18 protein-coding genes are annotated in these 20836 nt (G+C 35.8%); 15 read left to right on the forward strand and 3 right to left on the reverse strand.

From position 1 onward, the window contains the following. Nucleotides 1-81 precede the first annotated feature (81 nt). The 3 genes from spoIIP (at nt 82) to lepA (ending at nt 3686) form a co-directional block, all read left to right on the forward strand. On the forward strand, nt 82-1242 hold the full coding sequence (gene spoIIP / locus M948_RS34505; RefSeq protein ID WP_031335496.1) for a stage II sporulation protein P: 1161 nt from the start codon (nt 82-84) through the stop codon (nt 1240-1242). A gap of 12 nt (nt 1243-1254) precedes the next feature. Next, on the forward strand, nt 1255-1578 hold the full coding sequence (locus M948_RS34510; protein ID WP_021291060.1) for a hypothetical protein: 324 nt from the start codon (nt 1255-1257) through the stop codon (nt 1576-1578). 299 nt (nt 1579-1877) lie between these two features. Further along, nucleotides 1878-3686 (forward strand): translation elongation factor 4, encoded by a 1809-nt coding sequence (gene lepA, locus M948_RS34515; protein ID WP_021291061.1) that lies wholly within the window; start codon nt 1878-1880, stop codon nt 3684-3686. Between the two features lie 323 nt (nt 3687-4009). Here lepA and M948_RS34520 read toward each other — a convergent pair whose 3' ends face one another. Genes M948_RS34520 through M948_RS34530 form a run of 3 tightly spaced genes read right to left on the reverse strand, consistent with a single transcriptional unit; the run spans nt 4010 to nt 7668 of the window. After that, nucleotides 4010-5125: a Ger(x)C family spore germination protein gene (locus M948_RS34520; RefSeq protein WP_021291062.1), complete on the reverse strand. Its 1116-nt coding sequence runs from the start codon at nt 5123-5125 to the stop codon at nt 4010-4012. Beyond that, the gene (locus tag M948_RS34525) at nt 5122-6210 is read right to left on the reverse strand and encodes a GerAB/ArcD/ProY family transporter (protein ID WP_021291063.1); all 1089 of its coding nucleotides are present in this window, start codon (nt 6208-6210) and stop codon (nt 5122-5124) included. Before M948_RS34525 ends, M948_RS34520 begins: the two co-directional genes overlap by 4 nt. A gap of 36 nt (nt 6211-6246) precedes the next feature. Further along, a complete protein-coding gene (locus M948_RS34530) occupies nt 6247-7668 on the reverse strand; it encodes a spore germination protein (protein WP_021291064.1) in 1422 nt (473 codons plus the stop codon). Nucleotides 7669-8322: 654 nt separating this feature from the next. Here M948_RS34530 and M948_RS34535 point away from each other — a divergent pair. The 12 genes from M948_RS34535 to M948_RS34590 all read left to right on the forward strand — a co-directional run bounded on the left by M948_RS34535 (nt 8323) and on the right by M948_RS34590 (nt 20675). Continuing rightward, on the forward strand, nt 8323-9237 hold the full coding sequence (locus tag M948_RS34535; protein WP_021291065.1) for a class I SAM-dependent methyltransferase: 915 nt from the start codon (nt 8323-8325) through the stop codon (nt 9235-9237). Between the two features lie 452 nt (nt 9238-9689). After that, on the forward strand, nt 9690-10850 hold the full coding sequence (gene hemW, locus M948_RS34540) for a radical SAM family heme chaperone HemW (protein WP_021291066.1): 1161 nt from the start codon (nt 9690-9692) through the stop codon (nt 10848-10850). A gap of 155 nt (nt 10851-11005) precedes the next feature. After that, nucleotides 11006-12037 carry a heat-inducible transcriptional repressor HrcA gene (hrcA, locus tag M948_RS34545; protein ID WP_021291067.1) on the forward strand — a complete coding sequence of 344 codons (1032 nt, stop codon included), beginning with the start codon at nt 11006-11008 and terminating at the stop codon, nt 12035-12037. A 101-nt stretch (nt 12038-12138) separates the two neighbouring features. After that, nucleotides 12139-12744, forward strand: coding sequence for a nucleotide exchange factor GrpE (gene grpE / locus M948_RS34550; protein ID WP_021291068.1), 606 nt, complete (start codon nt 12139-12141; stop codon nt 12742-12744). Nucleotides 12745-12773: 29 nt separating this feature from the next. Continuing rightward, the gene (gene dnaK, locus M948_RS34555) at nt 12774-14612 is read left to right on the forward strand and encodes a molecular chaperone DnaK (protein WP_021291069.1); all 1839 of its coding nucleotides are present in this window, start codon (nt 12774-12776) and stop codon (nt 14610-14612) included. Nucleotides 14613-14806: 194 nt separating this feature from the next. Beyond that, on the forward strand, nt 14807-15934 hold the full coding sequence (gene dnaJ, locus M948_RS34560; RefSeq protein WP_021291070.1) for a molecular chaperone DnaJ: 1128 nt from the start codon (nt 14807-14809) through the stop codon (nt 15932-15934). 93 nt (nt 15935-16027) lie between these two features. After that, a complete protein-coding gene (prmA, locus tag M948_RS34565; RefSeq protein ID WP_021291071.1) occupies nt 16028-16966 on the forward strand; it encodes a 50S ribosomal protein L11 methyltransferase in 939 nt (312 codons plus the stop codon). A 29-nt stretch (nt 16967-16995) separates the two neighbouring features. Beyond that, nucleotides 16996-17754, forward strand: a complete 759-nt coding sequence (locus M948_RS34570) for a 16S rRNA (uracil(1498)-N(3))-methyltransferase (RefSeq protein WP_021291072.1) — start codon at nt 16996-16998, stop codon at nt 17752-17754. Further along, the gene (gene mtaB, locus M948_RS34575) at nt 17754-19103 is read left to right on the forward strand and encodes a tRNA (N(6)-L-threonylcarbamoyladenosine(37)-C(2))-methylthiotransferase MtaB (protein ID WP_021291073.1); all 1350 of its coding nucleotides are present in this window, start codon (nt 17754-17756) and stop codon (nt 19101-19103) included. Before M948_RS34570 ends, mtaB begins: the two co-directional genes overlap by 1 nt. Nucleotides 19104-19225: 122 nt before the next feature. Continuing rightward, entirely contained in the window at nt 19226-19897 is a 672-nt protein-coding gene (deoC, locus tag M948_RS34580; RefSeq protein WP_021291074.1) for a deoxyribose-phosphate aldolase, read from the forward strand. Nucleotides 19898-20030: 133 nt separating this feature from the next. Beyond that, complete coding sequence (gene rpsU / locus M948_RS34585; RefSeq protein ID WP_019377991.1) at nt 20031-20207, forward strand: 30S ribosomal protein S21; 177 nt, start codon at nt 20031-20033, stop codon at nt 20205-20207. Between the two features lie 15 nt (nt 20208-20222). Then, a complete protein-coding gene (locus M948_RS34590; protein WP_021291075.1) occupies nt 20223-20675 on the forward strand; it encodes a GatB/YqeY domain-containing protein in 453 nt (150 codons plus the stop codon). Nucleotides 20676-20836 lie beyond the last annotated feature (161 nt).

Here is a 20836-nt window from a genome sequence, read left to right on the forward strand (position 1 = left end):
TAAGAGATTTGGTTCTAGTCTCTATTTTTACGACATAGAGTGAACTATAAAGAAGTCGTGAAATTAGGAAAGGGTGGAACCATGAACGTGAAACTCAAAAGCGGCGTAAACCTGTTTTATAAAAGAAGTGGTATCTACATTGCAGGTTTAATTATCGTTTGTATATTAATTGGTCTAATAACAACTGTTAAGCCGGCATATCGGTTATCCTCTGGAATAATAACGAGTTGGACAAGTGATATAAACAGTGCGACTTTTTTATATTTACTAGGGTTAGAAAATCACGCTTTCCAACAAGCTTTTACAAAGGATCAATCTTTTCCTGATTTTTCATCTACTATCTTTCAACTAGCTACAAGTGTTAAACCAGATGATCCAAGAAGCCTCATCGGAAATGAATTACCAGGTTTTTCAACATTTGATAACCAAATCTTAATTGCTGGGGAAGGGACGAATTATACAAACCTCCCGTTTGAATCCTCCCCACCATTAAAAGAGGTTTTAAAAGATAGGCAAGCAGTCATTAATGATGATGAAGAAAAAGAATCACAGGAAAGCGTAGAAAGTAAAAATGAACCTACTACTGGTAATAAAAATGTAGTATTCCTATATAATTCTCATAACCGTGAGTCGTTTTTGCCGCATCTACCAGATGTAACCGATCCTAATCATGCACACCATAAAGAAGTAAATATTACAAAAGTAAGTGAGCGGTTAGCTAAAACATTACAAACTAAGGGAATTGGAACAGCTGTTGATCATACAGATATTATGGCAGAACTAAATAAAAAGGGATGGGATTATGGAAAATCCTATGAAGCTTCACGAGAAGTAGTTTCTGAGGCCTTTTCAACAAATAAAGATATTCAATATGCATTTGACATCCATCGAGATTCAATCGGAAGAGAGAAGACGACCAAAGAAATCAACGGACAATCCTATGCAAGGATTATGATCGTAGTGGGCGCGGAACATGAATCCTATGAAAGGAATCTTGAGTTAGCTACTGAATTACATTACATGATAGAAGAACGATATCCAGGTTTAAGTAGAGGAGTTCTACCCAAAAAGGGTGAACTAACAAATGGAATTTTTAATCAGGATATTTCAAATAATGCGCTACTACTGGAATTTGGTGGAGTGGAGAATAATCTGGATGAACTTTATCGCTCGGCAGACGCTCTTGCAGAAGTCTTTAGTGAAATGTATTGGAATGCTGAAGAAGTGAATGCAGCTTCATAGGAGGTATGGGAAATGGCTCGAACTTTAATCGTACTATTATTACTTGCTGTATGTTTTTTAACTGGGGTTGTCTATGGAAATGGTCATACAGAAAAAAATACAGATGATATAGAAATGGCGAGTTTACCATCTGAAGCAAATTCTGATTCCAATCAACCAGAGTCAGAGGAGGTGGTACAACGAACGACCAACAAAACCACGGCTGATGGAACTGTGGAAACCGATGGGCCATCACCTGTAACGGAAAAAACAGCTTCCATTATTGAAGCTGGTGTAACGGGGCTATATGAAGTTATTGTAGAGGTTCTCTATCAAATCTCGCAACTGTTCTTCTAATGAGTTTAAACGAGGCAGAGGTAAAAGTGATATGCTCTCTTCAAAGTAGACAGATCAAAAATAACATCTGCTATTTTAGAGAGTTTTTTTCGGTTTTTAGCAGCTCATATTTGTCACTTCGACCGGTAACAATTTAAGTGATGTCTCATCCCAACTTTTTATTCGTTGTTGTAAGTAACGTCGTTGTTCTTGAACATCCATGCTTCTATTGCTATAATCAATGCTAGTCATTGTCGCTGATAATTTAACACTTTTATCACCAAATTACTGATAAAAGTAAGTAGGAGTGAACATCACTAATGGCAAAAATCAAAAGAAACGTGCGTAATTTTTCGATTATTGCACATATCGATCATGGCAAGTCTACATTAGCGGATCGAATATTAGAAAGAACGAAAGCAATTACACAAAGAGAAATGAAAGATCAATTGCTTGATGCGATGGATCTAGAAAGAGAACGAGGAATTACGATCAAGTTAAATGCAGTTCAATTAAATTATCAAAGTAATCATGGTGAGGATTACATCTTCCATCTTATTGATACACCGGGACATGTCGATTTTACATATGAAGTTTCGAGAAGTCTTGCTGCATGTGAGGGTGCAATTCTTGTAGTTGATGCAGCTCAAGGCATTGAAGCGCAAACGTTAGCAAATGTTTATTTAGCTTTAGATAATGATTTAGAAATTATCCCAGTAATAAATAAAATTGATTTGCCGAGCGCAGACCCAGAACGAGTAAAACAAGAATTGGAAGATGTTATCGGTATAGATAAAGACGATGTCATTCTCGCTTCGGCAAAATCAAATATTGGTATCGAAGAGATTCTAGAAAGAATAACCACAGACATACCAGCTCCTACTGGAGACACGGAAGACCCATTAAAGGCTTTGATTTTCGACTCCTTATATGATCCTTACAGAGGTGTCATTGCTTATGTATGTATTAAAGAAGGATCACTTAAAGTAGGGGATAAAATTAAAATGATGGCTACTGGAAAAGAATTTGAAGTAAATGAATTGGGCGTTTTTAGTCCAAAACCAATTCGTAAACATGAATTAACTGTTGGCGATGTTGGTTACTTAACAGCATCCATTAAAAATGTGGGTGATTCCAGGGTTGGAGATACAATTACATTAGCGAGCTGTCCAGCTGCCGAACCGTTACCTGGGTATAAACGTTTAAATCCAATGGTTTTTTGTGGACTTTATCCGGTCGATGCCAAAAACTACAATGACCTTCGAGAAGCATTGGAGCGACTGGAGTTAAATGATTCCTCACTACAATACGAGGCCGAAACGTCACAGGCATTAGGATTTGGCTTTCGTTGTGGGTTCTTAGGTCTTTTGCATATGGAAATTATTCAGGAACGTATTGAAAGAGAATTTAATATCGAATTAATTACAACAGCACCGAGTGTAATATATGAAGTGGAGCAGGCAAATGACGAAATTATTTCGATAGACAATCCTTCTGTTATGCCAGATCCGCAACAGATTAAAGATGTTAGAGAACCGTTTGTGAAAGCTACAGTCATGGTTCCGAATGATTACGTTGGGTCGGTAATGGAAATATGTCAGAAAAAACGCGGACAATTTATCGATATGGAATATTTAGATGAAATCCGTGTCAATATTACCTACCATATTCCTTTATCTGAGATCGTTTATGATTTCTTTGACCAACTAAAATCACAAACAAAAGGATATGCTTCCTTTGATTATGATATAATTGGTTATCGTTCCTCTGATTTAGTAAAAATGGATATTTTATTGAATGGAGATACCATTGACGCACTTTCCTTTATTGTACATCGTGATTTTGCTTATGAACGAGGAAAGCACATCGTCGACAAATTGAAAGAACTAATTCCAAGACAACAATTCGAGGTTCCTGTTCAAGCTGCCATCGGGAATAAAATCGTAGCCAGATCTACCATTAAAGCGATGCGAAAAAATGTTTTATCCAAATGTTATGGTGGCGATATTTCACGTAAACGTAAACTATTGGAGAAACAAAAAGAAGGTAAAAAAAGGATGAAAATGGTAGGTTCTGTCGAAGTTCCTCAAGAAGCCTTTATGGCAGTATTAGAAATGAATGATGATTAAATCAGCGTTTATAGACATTGATACCAAATAATAGATGCTCTGCCACCGTAATTAAATATTGGGTGGCAGAGCTATTTATTTTCGCTCACCATCCTTTTGAAGATGTCCACTGTTTGATTACGCATGTTTTTTTAGATGTAGGTAGGTATCAAGAGTAAGGAAGCTGCTAGGACCTCTTTCTGGATGTTTTTAATGGGATAAAAAAAGTCAGTCAAATAACTGTGGCTGTGGATTCAGGATGCTCTTAAAACAAATTGTAGAGCGGGTGTTCAGCGCGACGTTTAAATAGGGTGTTCCATCAGTGAGAAATGTACGGTGAACCATCATTTTAAATTTGATGAACTCTGAATATGCATATTAACATCAGGTGTAATCTCGATTTCCTTATACACTTTTTCCCATTCGTGATTTTTAAGAAAATCAGGGTACTTTGAGTTTAGTTGTTTTTGGATCGCTAATATATCGCTTTGTGCTTCCTTTATAATTTCTGTTACTTCCTTTGCATTTTCAGTTAAATATGTCGATGCCTTTTTATCTAGTTCTTGATTCGTCACTTTCTTTGGTGAGCCTGCCAGACTTTGGATTCTACCGTATAAATCAACTTTAATTGTTAACTGGACATTCCCAGATGATTTATCAACAATTAAATCCGAGTTCTGCTTAACTTTCTCAACGAACACACTAAATTCATCTTTTTTCTCATTGTCGTTAGTAATTTGAATTACGCGAGCCTTCTCAATTTTACCTTGCATAAATAATGCAAGAGAGGTTTGATCTACTGATAACACCTCGCCAGTATAATAGTCATTTTTAAATAGTGCTGTTCCTAATAATTCTACACGATTCAAGTCAGATTTTTGAATATAGGGGATCATTGCATCTCTTTCTTTATCTACTATCTCATTCCAAATTGTAAAGGTATTAGCTTTTGGTATGTGCGTTTCTTTTTCCGCATTTTCAAATAAGTTTAATATATAAAAAGCAATAGGACTTTTACTTATTTGGAGTGACAGAATTTCACTGGCCTTCCCCTTAGTAATTGCAACTTTAGACGTTAAATACCCTTGTTTGGATCTAGCAATGGGTTCAAATAAAGAGGATATACTTTTTTGTTCTGCAAGATCTTCTCCAACTAATATCAAAAAAGCCTTACTGATATCCATATCTCCAGAAATTTTATTTACTAATTCGGTATTGATGCTAGAAGTACTTACTCCATCAGCTTCGATTATTTCATCAGACAAATCAAATTGCCCACCACCACTGCCGCGAAGGTTTAATTCCCGAACAGATCCTCGAATGTTTTCATGATTTTGTTCATCGATATCAAAGCTGATTCCATTAATGATTCTTTTTTTGTTTAAATTGGTCTGATCCCAGCATCCGGTCATCGATAGTAGAATGAAAATGCAAGAGACAACTATAGTGAATTTTTTCATGATGGATGCTCCTTTTTTTTCAATATGTAGGAGGCTAGCAATAGAATGAATGGAATCATAAACATAACAACATAACTGATGATGTTAAGATACTTACCGTATAGTTCAAAAGATTGATCTGATTTACTAGCTAATAGAAAAAGAACATAGACGAGTGCACCATTGATATACACAAAGTAATTATTCTTCTTGGGGGTGGTCGTTTTCCAATGGCTTGCAAAATAGATATACACAGCTATTGACATTACAACAGGAATGATCCATAAAGGTAAAAAGACAAGGTCAAGTCGATCGATCATAGTAAAGTGTAAGGGCCTAAACATATATACGATCGGAAGTTTTAATTGATTAATCATTGTTGGGTTTAATATGACGAAAGCAATTACGGTTAGATATACAGTTGTCGCTACTACAAAGATATTAGAAAATGTAATAACTTTTAAAAATGCTTTCCCTTTGTATTTTGCACTTGAGTAAAGAAATAAAATGATTTCAAAACCGTATAATGCAAGAAGGGAATCCTTAAGCCCTTTAATTATATTCGACAAGCCGGAATTCCCAACCGGCGTTAAATTCCTTCCCTCCATTGGTAAGAGAAAAGAAAAAAATGATAGCACAATAATAAATATAATGGCTACAGATAATACAGTAAATACTCTCACAATAATTTGCAGATTGCTGCTGCATAAATAAATACAAATTGCTAACAGTAGAAAGCTAATCGCCCAATGAGGCGTCATTGTTAGTAACACATTTTTAACTAATTTACTCGATGCAATTAAAATATACGTTGAAGTCAGTATGAGGTATATATATGTGATTACATTAAAAATGTATCCCAGGTGTGTACCGAGAATTTTTTTAGTTAATTCAAAATATGGTAAAGATGGAAAGCGTCTTAATAACAACCAATACAACACAATTACTAATTGTACAGTGCATCCAGCTAAAATAATGGATATCCATCCATCTGATTTTGCGGATTGCTGTAAGGCGTTTGGCAGATAAAGGATACCGAAACCAATTTGAAGTTGAATAAGTAATAAGAATAATTGTGATTTTGTAATAGGTTCAACTGCACTCATTTGAATTCCCTTTCTATAAAGTGACATTAATCAGTTTTATCTTTTGGATCTCACAAAAGAATCTTTGATGCCATTGATATCAAGTGGAGATAATGGATAGAAATAAGGTCTGTCAAACGATTTTAAATTACATAAATGGATGATTAGAAGCGTGAACGATGCAGTTAGACCTAAAAACCCAAAAATATTGGATAAAACCATAAATGGAAAAGCGAGTAATCTAACTCCAGTCCCCATTTGATTAACGGGAGCAACGAAAGAAGCTATGGCAGTTAATGCGATAACTACAATCATTACATTGGAAACCAAACCGGCTTCTACAACTGCTGTTCCAATCACTAATCCTCCTACAACTCCAATTGTTTGTGCGATAGGTGACGGAAGTCGAATCGATGCTTCTTTTAATAACTCCAAAACAACCTGCATAGTAATAGCTTCCCAAAAAGGTGTTAAAGGAACAAACTCGGTTTGTACTCTCAATGCATATAGTAAACCGAGTGGCAATATTTCGGTGTGAAAGGATACAACAGAAATATAGAGCGAAGGTAGAATGATGGCAATGATGAAACTTACTAAACGAATAATACGAAAAAAAGTACCTAAGAACCAGCGGTTATTATAGTCATCTGGTGATTGATAAAAGCTGAAAAAGGTGATAGGTAATACCAGCACTTGTGGATTTTCATCCAGAATTAATACTATTTTCCCCTCTGATAAATAAGCCTGAGCTCTGTCAGGTCTTTCGGTAGTCAAAACTTGTGGAAAAACCGTATAGCTGTTATCCTCGATGTGCTCTTCTAACTCACCGGAAGATTGTATTTTGTTCGCTTTAATATTACGTATCCTTCTTATGACTTCTTTCAATACCTCATGGTCGACTAAGTCTTCAATATACAATAACCTTGCTTCGGTTTGCGCCTTCCTCCCCACTGTGAAATTTTTGATTACTAGGTTCTCGTGTTTATTTCTTTTTTGAAGCAGAAAAACATTGGTATTGAGATCTTCGGTAAAACCATCACGTGGTCCTTTTATTATTTTTTCATTCTCCGGCTCTGCTATTGCACGATTTTGTGTATTGGGTACTGGTATGATGATCGCTTTCTTTTCTCCTGGTATTAGCAGAACGAGGTTGCCATGTTTTAAGGATTGCACAATATCTTGTGTTTTCTGTTCGGTTTTAATTTCTGCAGATTGAATAATGGAGGAAATCCTATGAAAAATATCACTTTTATGTATTAATTTAAGATGTTCTGAGTTGAAAAAATGAAGAATCGGATCAAACACATTTTTTTCAAAAGAACTTTTATCTACCATTGAATCTAGATATATACAAATGCATTGCATTTCTTGAATGTATAGTGTTCTTGTCTTAATATCATCTGACTGGAACATTGCTTTTTTAATCAGGTCTACTTTAATATTTATGTCATAAGTAGAACTAGGGCGTTTTGAGGGCATAATAGGCTCCTTTAATATAAATACATTTATTTGTCAGTTTGTACAAAAATAGCTTTAATATACGAAGGGGGATACGTGTGTTACAATTTAGATAAATTGATATTGTTAGGAGGAGTTTTTACCGTTGTTCTACAATCCCGCCCCAATAATGAGTAAAGGATTTAAATCAAATTTAAGAAACTTAAACTTTGCCAAATAGCTTAGCTCAGAAAGAAAGCAATTATTGTTAAGATGAACAAGAGTAAGGAATTCTGCTAGGATCTAATCTTTTCCGAATATCTTTAATGGGTGCTTCTTGTTCTTTTTAAAGTACAACCTAGTGAAATAACACAATGTTCACTTCCTTTGACATTCGTTTTTCTCTTGGCAGGAAAAGCAAATCAGCACATGGTTACTTTGAATAATTCCATATAAAAAACCACTTCTGAAGTAAATTCTGTCGCAGCATAAATCACATTTACCAATGTACTCTTTTTCCATAAATCCTCCTTATCCACTTGCTTTTTCTATTATTTAATTTCTGTCATCTTAAAGTACTTGACAAAATAATTTATTTATGCTATAATTTACTTTCTGAATAACACGTTATATAATAGGATTCTCCTGGCCAGGTGAATCCTATTTTTATTGCTCTAAATGAAGGAGTGTTGTTGAATGAAAAAAGATGAGTCGAGCTTAACTTCATTAGTAGCAGCTTTTGGTCGAGCTTACCATAGTCAATTCGATACACCTAAGATTTTTGATGATTATTTAGCTAAAGATTTATTTTCGCAAAAAGAATGTAACGACATCAAAGACAATATGGTCCAAGGCATACAGTTCTTCAATAAAGAAATAGCGCAAAAGTTCGAAGGTAATACAGATGAAATATTAAAATGGATTACTCAGGTTCAACTTTCTCCAACGCCATTGGCACGAGCGGCATATTGTGAAAATGTATTACTTAATGAAGTCAGGTTAGGATTAAAACAATATGTCATACTTGGTGCTGGGTTAGATACTATTTGTTTCCGTCACCCAGAATTGAAAAACAGCTTAGAAATATTTGAAATTGATTATCCAGCTACACAGGCATTTAAAAAGAAAAAGCTGGATCAAGCTAATTTCAACATCCCTAGTAATCTTCATTTTGTTCCTATGGACTTCACCCAAAAGTTTTCCTATCAAAATCTAATAGATGAAGGGTTTGATAACCAAAAAACTTTCTTTAGTCTTTTAGGAGTTTCTTATTATTTAACACAAGAGGAAAATGCCAACTTGATAAATAAATTATTTACCAAAGTTCCATCAGGAAGCTCTCTAGTTTTTGATTATGGAGATGATAAACTTTTTAAAGAAAAAGGAATGTCTAATCGAGTTCAAAATATGATTCAAATGGCTTCGGCTAGTGGTGAGCCAATGAAATCGTGTTTTACGTATGAGGAAATAGAGGAAGTGTTAGCAGACGCAGGTTTACTCATTTATGAACATTTATCGCCTGTTACGATTAATCATCGATTCTTTCATAATCGTACTGACTATTTGTCTGCTTTCGAAACGATTCATTACATCCATGCTGTAAAAAAGTAATAGTTTAGGTTAATAAAAACTTACTTCCTAATCTTCTTTAAGATTGGGAGGTAAGTTTTTATAAGGTTTATATATTTTATTTATTCATAAGTACTCCACAATCTCGATTTTGTTTTATAATAAGGAAGAATAAATTTAAAAGGTATTTATAAGGACAGTAAAATTCAAAACTAATATGATTCTACCCTGCCGACCTCAAATAGGTGGTAATTATAATTAAAGCAAGATACATTTAAATTCGATTCACTAATTAAACACTTTTAAAACGTTGGTGTAACCATACTTGATAATTGCAACTTGTTATAATAAAATACACAAGAATATACCTTTGAAATAAGAAATCTTTATGGCATGATTAAAAATGAATGATTATTATCTGAAAAAGAAGGGGAGAGCTGTTTAATAGAAAATATAGCAGTTTCCCTTTTTCCATGTTTGGAAGGAGCAATAATATGAATGCAATTCAATCTGTATATATTCATATCCCATTTTGTCAGCAAATTTGTCACTACTGTGATTTTACAAAGTTTTTTTATAACGAGAAACTTGCTGATGATTATATTGAGGCATTGAAACACGAGATCAATGCTTATGTAACGGAGAATGGAAACGATGTAAAAACGATATTTATTGGCGGAGGAACCCCAACCGCACTAACGGTAAGCCAGTTAGATGCTTTGCTTTCGTTTATCAAACAAAAATTTGACATATCCCGTTGTGGGGAATTTTCGATTGAAGCAAATCCGGGGGATTTTACCGAAGATAAAGTGAAATTATTAAAATCTTACGGTGTGAATCGAGTGTCGCTAGGCGTCCAAGTTTTTGATGATCAAATGTTACAAGAGTTAGGTAGACTGCATAAAGTGAAAGATGTGTATCAGACTATTGAGTTATTGCAAAACAATGGAATCACAAATATTAGTACAGATTTAATCTATGCGTTACCAAAGCAAACCATTAAACATTTTGAAGCATCACTTAATCAAGCGATGGCACTTGGACTTCCGCATTTGTCAACATATGCTTTGCAAATAGAACCCAAAACGGTGTTCTATCAACGACATAAAAAAGGAAAGCTTCATCGACCTGCGCAAGATGAAGAGGTAGAGATGTATCAAATATTAAAGGATACGACAAAAAAACATGGATTAAATCAATATGAAATAAGTAATTTTGCAAAACCAGGATTTGAAAGCAAGCATAACCTTACGTATTGGGATAATAAATTCTATTATGGTTTCGGAGCTGGAGCTTATGGATATATACCAGGTGAAAGATATGGTAATATTAGGCCTTTACCCGCATATATAAAAAAAGCAATAGCTGATGGGAAGCCTGTATTACATGTTGATCCTATAAGTGAAAAGGAACAAATAGAAGAAGAAATGTTTTTAGGTTTACGTAAAATGCAAGGGGTCAGTAAGCGAGCATTTACGAGTAAGTTTGGTTTTCCTCCTAGTAGATTATATGCATCGTCCATTAATGAGCTCAAACGAAAAGATTGGTTAAAAGAAGCTGGCGATTACCTTCAACTAACTGAGGATGGCAAGTTGCTTGCGAATGAAGTATTTGAGAGATTCTTGCTGGAGGAAGAAGTTGCGGATATGAATTAAGAAATAATAATAGTCTGTCCTTTACAGGCTATTTTATTATGCTCTCGTGTGAGTATAAATGTAGAATTCATTTCATTGACAAAAAAAAGTGGATTTGGTACTTTAATAATAGCATTAGCACTCGAGAGGGATGAGTGCTAACAGAGGTGATCATCATGTTAACAGAAAGGCAGTTATTGATTTTACAGGTCATTATTGATGATTTCATCGAGTCGGCGCACCCTGTTGGCTCACGTGCTATATCAAAAAAAGACGATATTCCTTATAGTGCTGCCACGATTAGAAATGAAATGGCTGACCTAGAGGATATGGGATTTCTTGAGAAAACACATTCATCTTCAGGTCGTGTTCCTTCAGAAAAGGGATATAGATATTATGTGGATCATTTGATTTCACCTAGTATTTTACATGAAGATGGAGATGTCATTAAGCATATTGTTAATGACGGCTTCTTTGAGTTTGAACAAATTGTTCAAATGTCGGCGGAAGTATTATCACAATTAACGAATTATACATCGATCATTCTTGGTCCTGAAATTTTTGAGACAAAGCTGAAACAATTGCAAATTATAACATTATCTTCAAATACTGCGGTAGCTATTCTCGTTACAAATACTGGTCATGTTGAACATCGATCCTTTACTATTCCGACTGAGATTAACCCTTCTGATTTAGAAAAGTTGGTTAACATTCTTAACAACCAATTGTCAGGAGTACCGATTATTCAATTAGCGGATAAGTTTAATACGGAGATTGTATCGATGTTAAATCAGTATGTTTCTGACATAGGAAAATCCTATCAATATTTGAATGAAGTGCTTTTTCATGAGCATCCTGTCAAATTATATATTGGCGGAAAAGCAAACATGCTCATGCAGCCAGAATTTAATGATGTTGATAAAATAAGATCCTTTTATTCAATGATTGAAAATGAGGATAAAATAGCACATCTATTAAAGCAATCAAATGGCGGAATTAAGGTTTCCATTGGACAAGAAAATGATGTGGATGCGATTAAAGACTTTAGTTTAATTACTGCTGCTTATCATCTTGGAGAAGGTCAAATGGGAACGATCGCTTTACTAGGACCAACAAGGATGGAATATCGGAGAGTAATTTCGTTATTAAATATTCTTTCTCATGAAATGACAGATGCATTATATATGTGGTATAAAAACAATGGATAAATAATTGGTTTTATACCGTCTTGCTGTAATTCGTATTGTTTCTTTCGACAGCATGACATGTTATAGTGAATGATGGTTATTTTAAAATGGAGGTGTCAGACGTGGAAGAACAGGATAAGCATTCAACATCCGCTACGCAAGAAGAGGAAAAAGCGGATGGTCAAACAGTGAAGGAAGCAGAAGCCGATGAAACTATTGAAATTATCGATTCCAATGAAGGGAACGATACGGCTGACAAGAATGAACAAGTCTCAGAATTGCAATCAAAAGTAGATGCTTTACAAAAGGAAAAAGATGAACTGCAACAGCGTGTCCTTCGAATTCAAGCGGAGTTTGATAATTATAAGAAGCGGACGTTGAAAGAAAAAGAAGCGGACCGTAAATATAAATCTCAAGACTTGATTCAAGAATTATTACCTGCCTTAGATAACTTTGAAAGAGCATTGCAGGTTGAAAAAACAGATGAAAATGCAGGTTTAATTGATGGCATTACGATGGTATATAACCAAGTGAAGGAAGCCATTGTTTCACAAGGAGTTGAGGAGATCGACACAGTAGGTGAAGAATTTGATCCTAATCTACATCATGCAGTGATGCAAGTGGAAGATGAAGAAAAATCCTCAAATACAATCGTAGAAGAATTGCAAAAAGGGTATAAGCTAAAAGACCGTGTTATCCGACCAGCAATGGTTAAAGTAAATAAATAATTGGTTTGGTAGTTAAGGAGGAAATAATGATGAGTAAAATTATTGGTATTGACTTAGGTACAACAAATTCCTGTGTGGCTGTAATGGAAGGTGGAGAATCTGTAGTAATTCCTAACCCAGAAGGAAATCGTACAACCCCATCTGTAGTTGCATTTAAAAACGGTGAGCGTCAAGTTGGTGAAGTAGCAAAACGACAAGCAATTACAAACCCAGACACGATTCAATCAATCAAACGTCATATGGGTACCGATTATAAGGTGAAGATAGAAGATAAAGAATTTACTCCACAAGAAGTTTCTGCGATTATCTTACAGCATATTAAATCATATGCAGAGGACTATATTGGTGAACCAGTAAGCAAAGCTGTTATTACTGTTCCTGCGTACTTTAACGATGCGGAGCGTCAAGCAACAAAAGATGCTGGTAAGATTGCCGGTTTAGAAGTAGAACGTATTATTAATGAGCCAACTGCTGCTGCACTTGCATATGGCATTGATAAAGAAGATGAAGACCAAACGATCTTGGTTTACGACTTAGGTGGAGGTACATTTGATGTTTCTATTTTAGATATCGGTGACGGTACATTTGAAGTAGTTTCTACCGCTGGAGATAATCGTCTTGGTGGAGATGACTTTGATGATGTTATTATTGATCATATGGTACAAGAGTTTAAAAAAGAAAATGGAATTGACCTTTCTAAAGATAAAATGGCAGCTCAACGCCTAAAAGACGCTGCAGAGAAAGCGAAAAAAGATCTTTCCGGTGTAGCCCAAACCCAAATTTCATTGCCATTTATTACGGCCGGTGAAGCAGGACCATTACACTTAGAAATGAACCTAACTCGTGCTAAGTTTGAAGAACTTTCTTCTGATCTAGTTGAACGTACAATGGTTCCAACCCGCAATGCTCTATCTGATGCAGATTTATCAGCTAGTGATATTGATAAGGTAATTCTTGTTGGTGGTTCTACACGTATCCCAGCAGTACAAGAAGCAATCAAAAAAATGATCGGTAAAGACCCTTCAAAGGGAGTAAACCCTGATGAAGTCGTTGCGTTAGGAGCTGCTATTCAAGGTGGCGTTCTTCAAGGTGATGTAAAAGATGTTGTTCTTCTTGACGTAACCCCATTATCTTTAGGGATTGAAACAATGGGTTCTGTAACAACAAAATTAATTGAGCGTAATACTACTATTCCAACAAGTGAATCACAAGTATTCTCAACAGCTGCGGATAACCAAACTGCTGTAGATATTCATGTGCTTCAAGGTGAACGCGAAATGGCTGCCGATAATAAAACATTAGGTCGCTTCCAGCTAACAGATATTCCGCCAGCACCAAGAGGAGTACCACAAATCGAAGTTTCATTCGACATTGATGCAAACGGTATTGTAAATGTTCGTGCTAAAGATTTAGGTACAAATAAAGAACAATCCATTACGATTAAATCTTCTTCTGGCCTTTCTGATGATGAAGTAGATCGTATGGTAAAAGAAGCAGAAGAAAATGCGGAAGCAGATAAGCAACGTCGTGAAGAAGTTGAACTTCGTAATGAAGCAGATCAATTAATCTTTACAACGGATAAAACGATTAAAGATTTAGGCGACAATGTTTCAGATGAAGAAAAACAAAAAGCAGAAGCAGCTAAAGAAGAATTACAAAAAGCAATTGAAGCTGATGACCTAGATCAAATAAAAGAAAAGAAAGAAGCTTTACAAGAACAAGTACAACAGCTTTCTGTTAAAATGTATGAGCAAATGCAACAAGAGCAACAAGCTCAGCAATCACAAGATGGTTCAGGTAATGACGACGATGTAGTTGATGCTGATTATCAAGAAGTAGATGATGAAGAAGATAAAGATAAAAAATAAACGCGATAACAGGATATCACCATATTAAGGATTCCTAGTTTCCTTATCCTGTAAACAAAAAAGTCAAAGTCAGGATCCTCTTGGCTTTGACTTTTTTACACGTTTATTGGTTTGTATGATCATTTGCCACGATGGTTAAGATGGTGGTAAGATAGAAGCTATGCAAAAGTGTGTATCGGGAGAGTGATTGACAAGTGAGTAAACGAGACTATTATGAGGTGCTTGGTGTTGAAAAGAATGCATCTAAGGACGAAATTAAAAAGGCTTATCGTAAGTTAGCAAAGAAGTACCACCCAGACTCAAATAAAGAAGAAGGCGCTGCGGATAAATTTAAAGAAGCTAAAGAAGCCTATGAAGTATTAGGGGATGAAAATAAGCGGGCACAATATGATCAGTTTGGTCATGCAGGTGCACAAAGCCAAGGTTTCGGTGGCTTTGGCGGAGCCCAAGATTTCGGTGGCGGTTTTGGTGATATCTTTGATATGTTCTTTGGGGGCGGTGGACGTAGACGCGATCCAAATGCGCCACAGCAAGGTGCTGATCTTCAGTATACAATGGTGTTAGATTTTGAAGAAGCGATTTTTGGTAAGGAAACGGACATTACCCTTCCTAAAGAGGAAACATGTGACACATGTTCTGGTTCTGGGGCAAAACCTGGAACAAAAACAAAGACATGTTCCCATTGTAATGGTTCAGGTCAACTAAATACGGAACAAAATACACCATTTGGTAAAGTGGTAAATCGTCGGGTTTGTCACCACTGTAATGGAACAGGAAAGATCATTCCAGAGAAATGTAATACATGTGGCGGATCAGGAAAAGTCAAAAAGCGTAGGACGATTCATATTACGATACCAGCTGGTATTGACGAAGGACAGCAAATCCGTGTAACAGGAAAAGGTGAACCAGGTGTAAATGGAGGGCCTCCAGGAGATTTATTTGTGGTTGTACAAATAAACCCTCATGAATTCTATCAACGGGAAGGTGACCATATTTTTTGCGAGCTTCCGTTAACATTTGCGCAAGCTGCACTTGGTGATGAACTCGAAGTTCCAACTGTGCATGGGAAAGTTAAACTGAAAATACCTGCGGGAACACAAACTGGTAAAACTTTTCGTATGAAAGGCAAAGGTGCTCCTAATGTTCGGGGCTATGGTTATGGAGATCAGCATATTAAAGTGAAGGTAATGACACCAACAAACTTAAGTGATCGTCAAAAAGAATTGTTACGGGAATTTAATGAAATTGGTGGGAATGAAGCTACCGATGAACAAGATAGTTCTTTATTTGAACGGTTTAAGAAAGCATTTAAAAGCGAGTAACGGTGCGGATTATCCCACCGTTTACATAATTTAATGAACAAACATTCAATAGTAAGAAGATAATTGATTAATGAAGAAATGGGTGGATCCATAATGAAATGGTCTGAACTCTGTATTCACACTACGAATGAAGCAATCGAGCCTATTTCCAATATTCTCCATGAAACAGGAGCAAGTGGGCTTGTAATTGAAGACCCGATGGACTTGGAAAGAGAGCATCCAACAACATTTGGGGAAGTTTTTGAATTAAATCCAGATGAGTATCCGGAAGAAGGTGTGTATATTAAAGCATATCTTCCAGTAAATAGTTTTTTAGGTGAAACGGTTGATGAGATTAAGCAAGCAATTAATAATCTCATGCTATATGATATTGATTTAGGAAGAAATCATATATCCCTAAGTGAAGTTCATGAGGAAGAATGGGCAACAGCGTGGAAGAAATATTATAAACCAGTTAAAATATCAAAGCATATTACCATTATACCAACATGGGAAGAGTATACTCCTGTAGACACGGACGAAGTAATTATTGAGCTGGATCCCGGTATGGCATTTGGAACCGGTACGCATCCAACGACGGTGTTGAGTATTCAAGCTTTAGAACAATTTCTGGCTGATGGCAACACAGTAATTGATGTCGGGTCAGGTTCAGGAGTACTTAGTATTGCTTCCGCATTACTTGGTGCAAGACAAGTATACGCATATGATTTAGATGATGTGGCGGTGAAGAGTACCGGTTTAAATGCGAAATTAAATAAACTTGATCAACAGATTCAGGTGAAGCAGAATAATTTACTAGATAACGTCAATATAGAAGCGGATGTTATTGTATCTAATATTTTGGCTGAAATTATCGTACGTTTTGTGAAAGAAGCATGGAATAACTTAAAACCGGGTGGATACTTTATCACTTCTGGAATAATTCAAAATAAAAAACAACTCGTAAAAACAGAACTAGAGAGTCAAGGGTTTCAGATTGTCGAAATGAATGAAATGGAAGAATGGATATCTATTGTAGCCCAAAAAGTGTAGTGTTATTTTTCCAAAAGTAGGTGGTGTAAGTGCAAAGATATTTTGTTCCTGCTGCAACATGGAGTGAGCAAACGATAAAAATCATTGGGGATGATGTTCATCATATCAAACGTGTGATGCGCTTCAAGGTTGGCGATCAGATTATATGCAGTCACCCTGATGGACATGCAGCAATTTGTAAGATTACTATTTTGGATAATAATGTAGTATATGTTGATATTGTAGAGTGGTTAGATCAGAATGTAGAATTACCTGTTGAAGTAACAATTGCTCAAGGGCTTCCGAAAGCAGATAAACTGGAAATGATTGTCCAAAAAGGGACGGAACTAGGAGCTTCCAATTTTATTCCTTTTCAAGCGAGTCGCTCCGTTGTAAAATGGGATGAAAAACGTCAGGATAAAAAATTAAAGCGATTGAGCAAAATTGTAAAGGAAGCTAGTGAGCAGAGTCACAGAAACAAAGTACCAATGATTTATCCAAATCAATCATTATCAGAACTTATTGATCTAGCCAGTAGCTATGACTTTAAAGTTTTTGCATATGAAGAAGAAGCTAAAACAAGTGAATATCATTCTTTAAGTAGTGTCTTAAAACAGGTAGGAGAACAACAGCGTATATTCGTTTGTATTGGGCCAGAAGGCGGATTTACAGAAGCAGAAGCTGTATCACTTAAAGATAATGGCTTTCAGGCAATTCGTCTAGGACCAAGAATATTACGTACAGAGACAGCATCCTTATATGCGCTTGCTTGTATTTCGTATCATTTTGAAGAAATGAGGTGTAATTAATGCCAACAGTAGCATTTCACACGTTGGGCTGTAAGGTTAATCATTATGAGACTGAAGGTATTTGGCGTATGTTTATGGATCATGGTTATGAACGCGTTGATTTTGATCATGATTCTGATGTGTATGTCATTAATACGTGCACAGTTACGAACACTGGGGATAAAAAGAGTAGACAAGTAATACGAAGAGCGATCCGAAAGAATCCCGATGCTATTGTGTGTGTAACTGGCTGTTATGCTCAAACATCGCCTGGTGAAATCATGGAGATTCCTGGTGTAGATGTAGTAGTAGGTACACAAGATCGAAAAAACATGATTGGTTATATCGAAGAACATAAAAAATCAAAAGAACCAATTAATGGTGTTTCAAATATTATGAAAAACAGAGTATTCGAAGAGATGGATGTACCAGAATTTACAGATCGAACAAGAGCCTCTCTAAAAATTCAAGAGGGCTGTAATAATTTCTGTACCTTCTGCATCATCCCATGGTCACGTGGATTGCTTCGTTCCAGAGAGCCGGAAAATGTCATAGCTCAAGCTCAAAAGCTTGTTGATGCTGGGTATAAGGAAATTGTTCTTACCGGAATTCATACAGCGGGTTATGGCGAAGATATGAAGGATTATAATTTTGCCATGCTATTACGTGACTTAGAGACAAAAGTAAGTGGTTTAAAACGTATCCGAATTTCATCTATTGAGGCGAGCCAAATTACAGATGAAGTTATCCAAGTGATGGATCAGTCTAAAAAGATTGTAAGACATTTGCATATTCCTTTGCAATCAGGTTCTGATTCTGTGTTGGCAAGAATGCGTAGGAAATATTCGACTGCTTATTATAAAGAAAAAGTTATGAAGTTAAAACAAGCTTTACCTGGTTTAGCAATTACTTCGGATGTTATTGTTGGATTCCCTGGAGAAACAGATGAGGAGTTTAATGAAACATATGAATATATAAAGGAAATTGGTTACTCTGAATTGCATGTATTCCCATTTTCACGTCGGACAGGTACACCGGCAGCCCGTATGAGTGATCAAATTGATGATGAAGTCAAAAATCAACGGGTTCATCAATTAATCGAATTATCGAATCAATTAGCCAAAGCATATGCATCTCAATACAATCATGAAGTTTTAGAGGTTATTCCTGAGGAACATTCAACTGATGATGAGAATCCAAATCGTTTAATAGGTTATACCGATAATTATTTAAAAGTAGAGTTTGAAGGAAATCCTGATATGATTGGTAAGCTAGTTCGAGTAAAAATAAACAAAGCTGGTTATCCTATTAATCAAGGTACTTTTGTCCGTGTACTTGATGATATCGTCTATTCAGAAGCAGCAAATTAATCAAAACCCGGCCATGGATGACCGGGTTTTCCTATTGATTAAAATAGAGATCATAGATTTTTTCCCCATTCCATGCTATGATACAAGAGGTACGTACAACAAAGGTAGGAAGGAAGATACTAATGATTGAGAATTTAGCTAAATATATTGACCATACACAATTAAAACCGGAAACTACAAAAGACAAAATTACTCAAATTGTTAATGAAGCAAAAGAACATGAGTTTGCTTCTGTATGTGTAAATCCATACTGGGTTCCATATTGCTATGAAGAATTAAAAGATACTTCAGTGAAGGTATGTACAGTAATTGGTTTTCCACTAGGGGCTACTTCTACGGAGGTAAAAGTAGCTGAAACGAAACAAGCGATTAAAGATGGTGCAACAGAAGTGGACATGGTAATAAATGTTGGAGCTTTGAAATCCGGAGATGATGCAGCAGTAAAAAGTGATATGGAACAAGTAGTAAATGCTGCAAGTGGCAAAGCGCTTTCCAAAGTAATTATTGAAACATCGTTACTTTCTAATGATGAGAAAATCCGTGCTTGTAAATTAGCTAAAGCATCAGGAGCTGATTTTGTTAAAACATCAACCGGTTTCTCTGGAGGCGGAGCTACAGTTGAAGATATTCGTTTAATGCGCGAAACAGTTGGACCTGATATGGGTGTGAAAGCTTCAGGAGGAGTTCGTGATCTTGCGACCACAAAAGCAATGATTGAAGCGGGAGCAACTCGTATAGGTGCAAGTGCTGGGGTTTCCATTTTACAAGGAGTGAAAAGCGACTCTGATTATTAATATATACTTGAGAAACGCTTGAAAATATCAGTTGACCAAAATAAAGGATTATATTATACTTTAAAAAGGCATGTGGAAAGTATGCCATATGCTAGTACAATCTGTTTTGTGCTTCGGAGGGAGGGAAATTAGCATGTCAAATACAACTCGCGTTCGTAAAAACGAGTCTCTTGAAGATGCTCTTCGTCGCTTTAAGCGTAGTGTATCAAAAAGCGGTACATTACAAGAATATCGCAAGCGTGAACACTATGAAAAACCAAGTGTCCGTCGCAAAAAGAAATCTGAGGCTGCTAGAAAGCGTAAATTCTAAAGAGGGTGCAAACGCATGACTTTACTTGAAAAATTGAATCAGGATATGAAACAAGCGATGAAGAATAAAGACAAAGATACGCTTAGTGTTATTCGCATGGTAAAAGCTTCGTTGCAAAATGAAGCGATTAAGCTTGGTAAAGAATCATTATCCGAAGACGAAGAAATTACAATATTGTCTAGAGAAGTTAAACAAAGAAAAGATTCCCTCCAAGAATTCAAATCAGCTGAACGCGAAGATCTTGTTCAAAAACTAGAAAACGAAATCAATATTTTGCAAGAATATATGCCGAAACAGCTTACTGATGAAGAGCTTGAGGCAGTTGTTCAGTCAACGATTCTAGAAGTCAATGCCACTTCTAAAAAAGATATGGGAAAAGTAATGAGCGCTATTATGCCTAAAGTAAAAGGTAAAGCAGATGGTTCTCAAATTAATAAACTTGTACAAAAACAGTTAAGTAACGAATAATTAAAAGCCCCTAATCAATACATTGATTAGGGGCTTTTTAATAAAATCTAAGAAAACGCTTAAGTTATTGCCATTAGTATCAATATAGATAGGCTTATGGTAAGATTAGGTGAGAAAGAATTGAAACCATTTTACGGTTTATTCGTATAAATAGTAATCCT

This window comes from Virgibacillus sp. CM-4, from assembly GCF_000445495.1.
Taxonomy (GTDB): Bacteria; Bacillota; Bacilli; order Bacillales; family Amphibacillaceae; genus Virgibacillus; species Virgibacillus salexigens.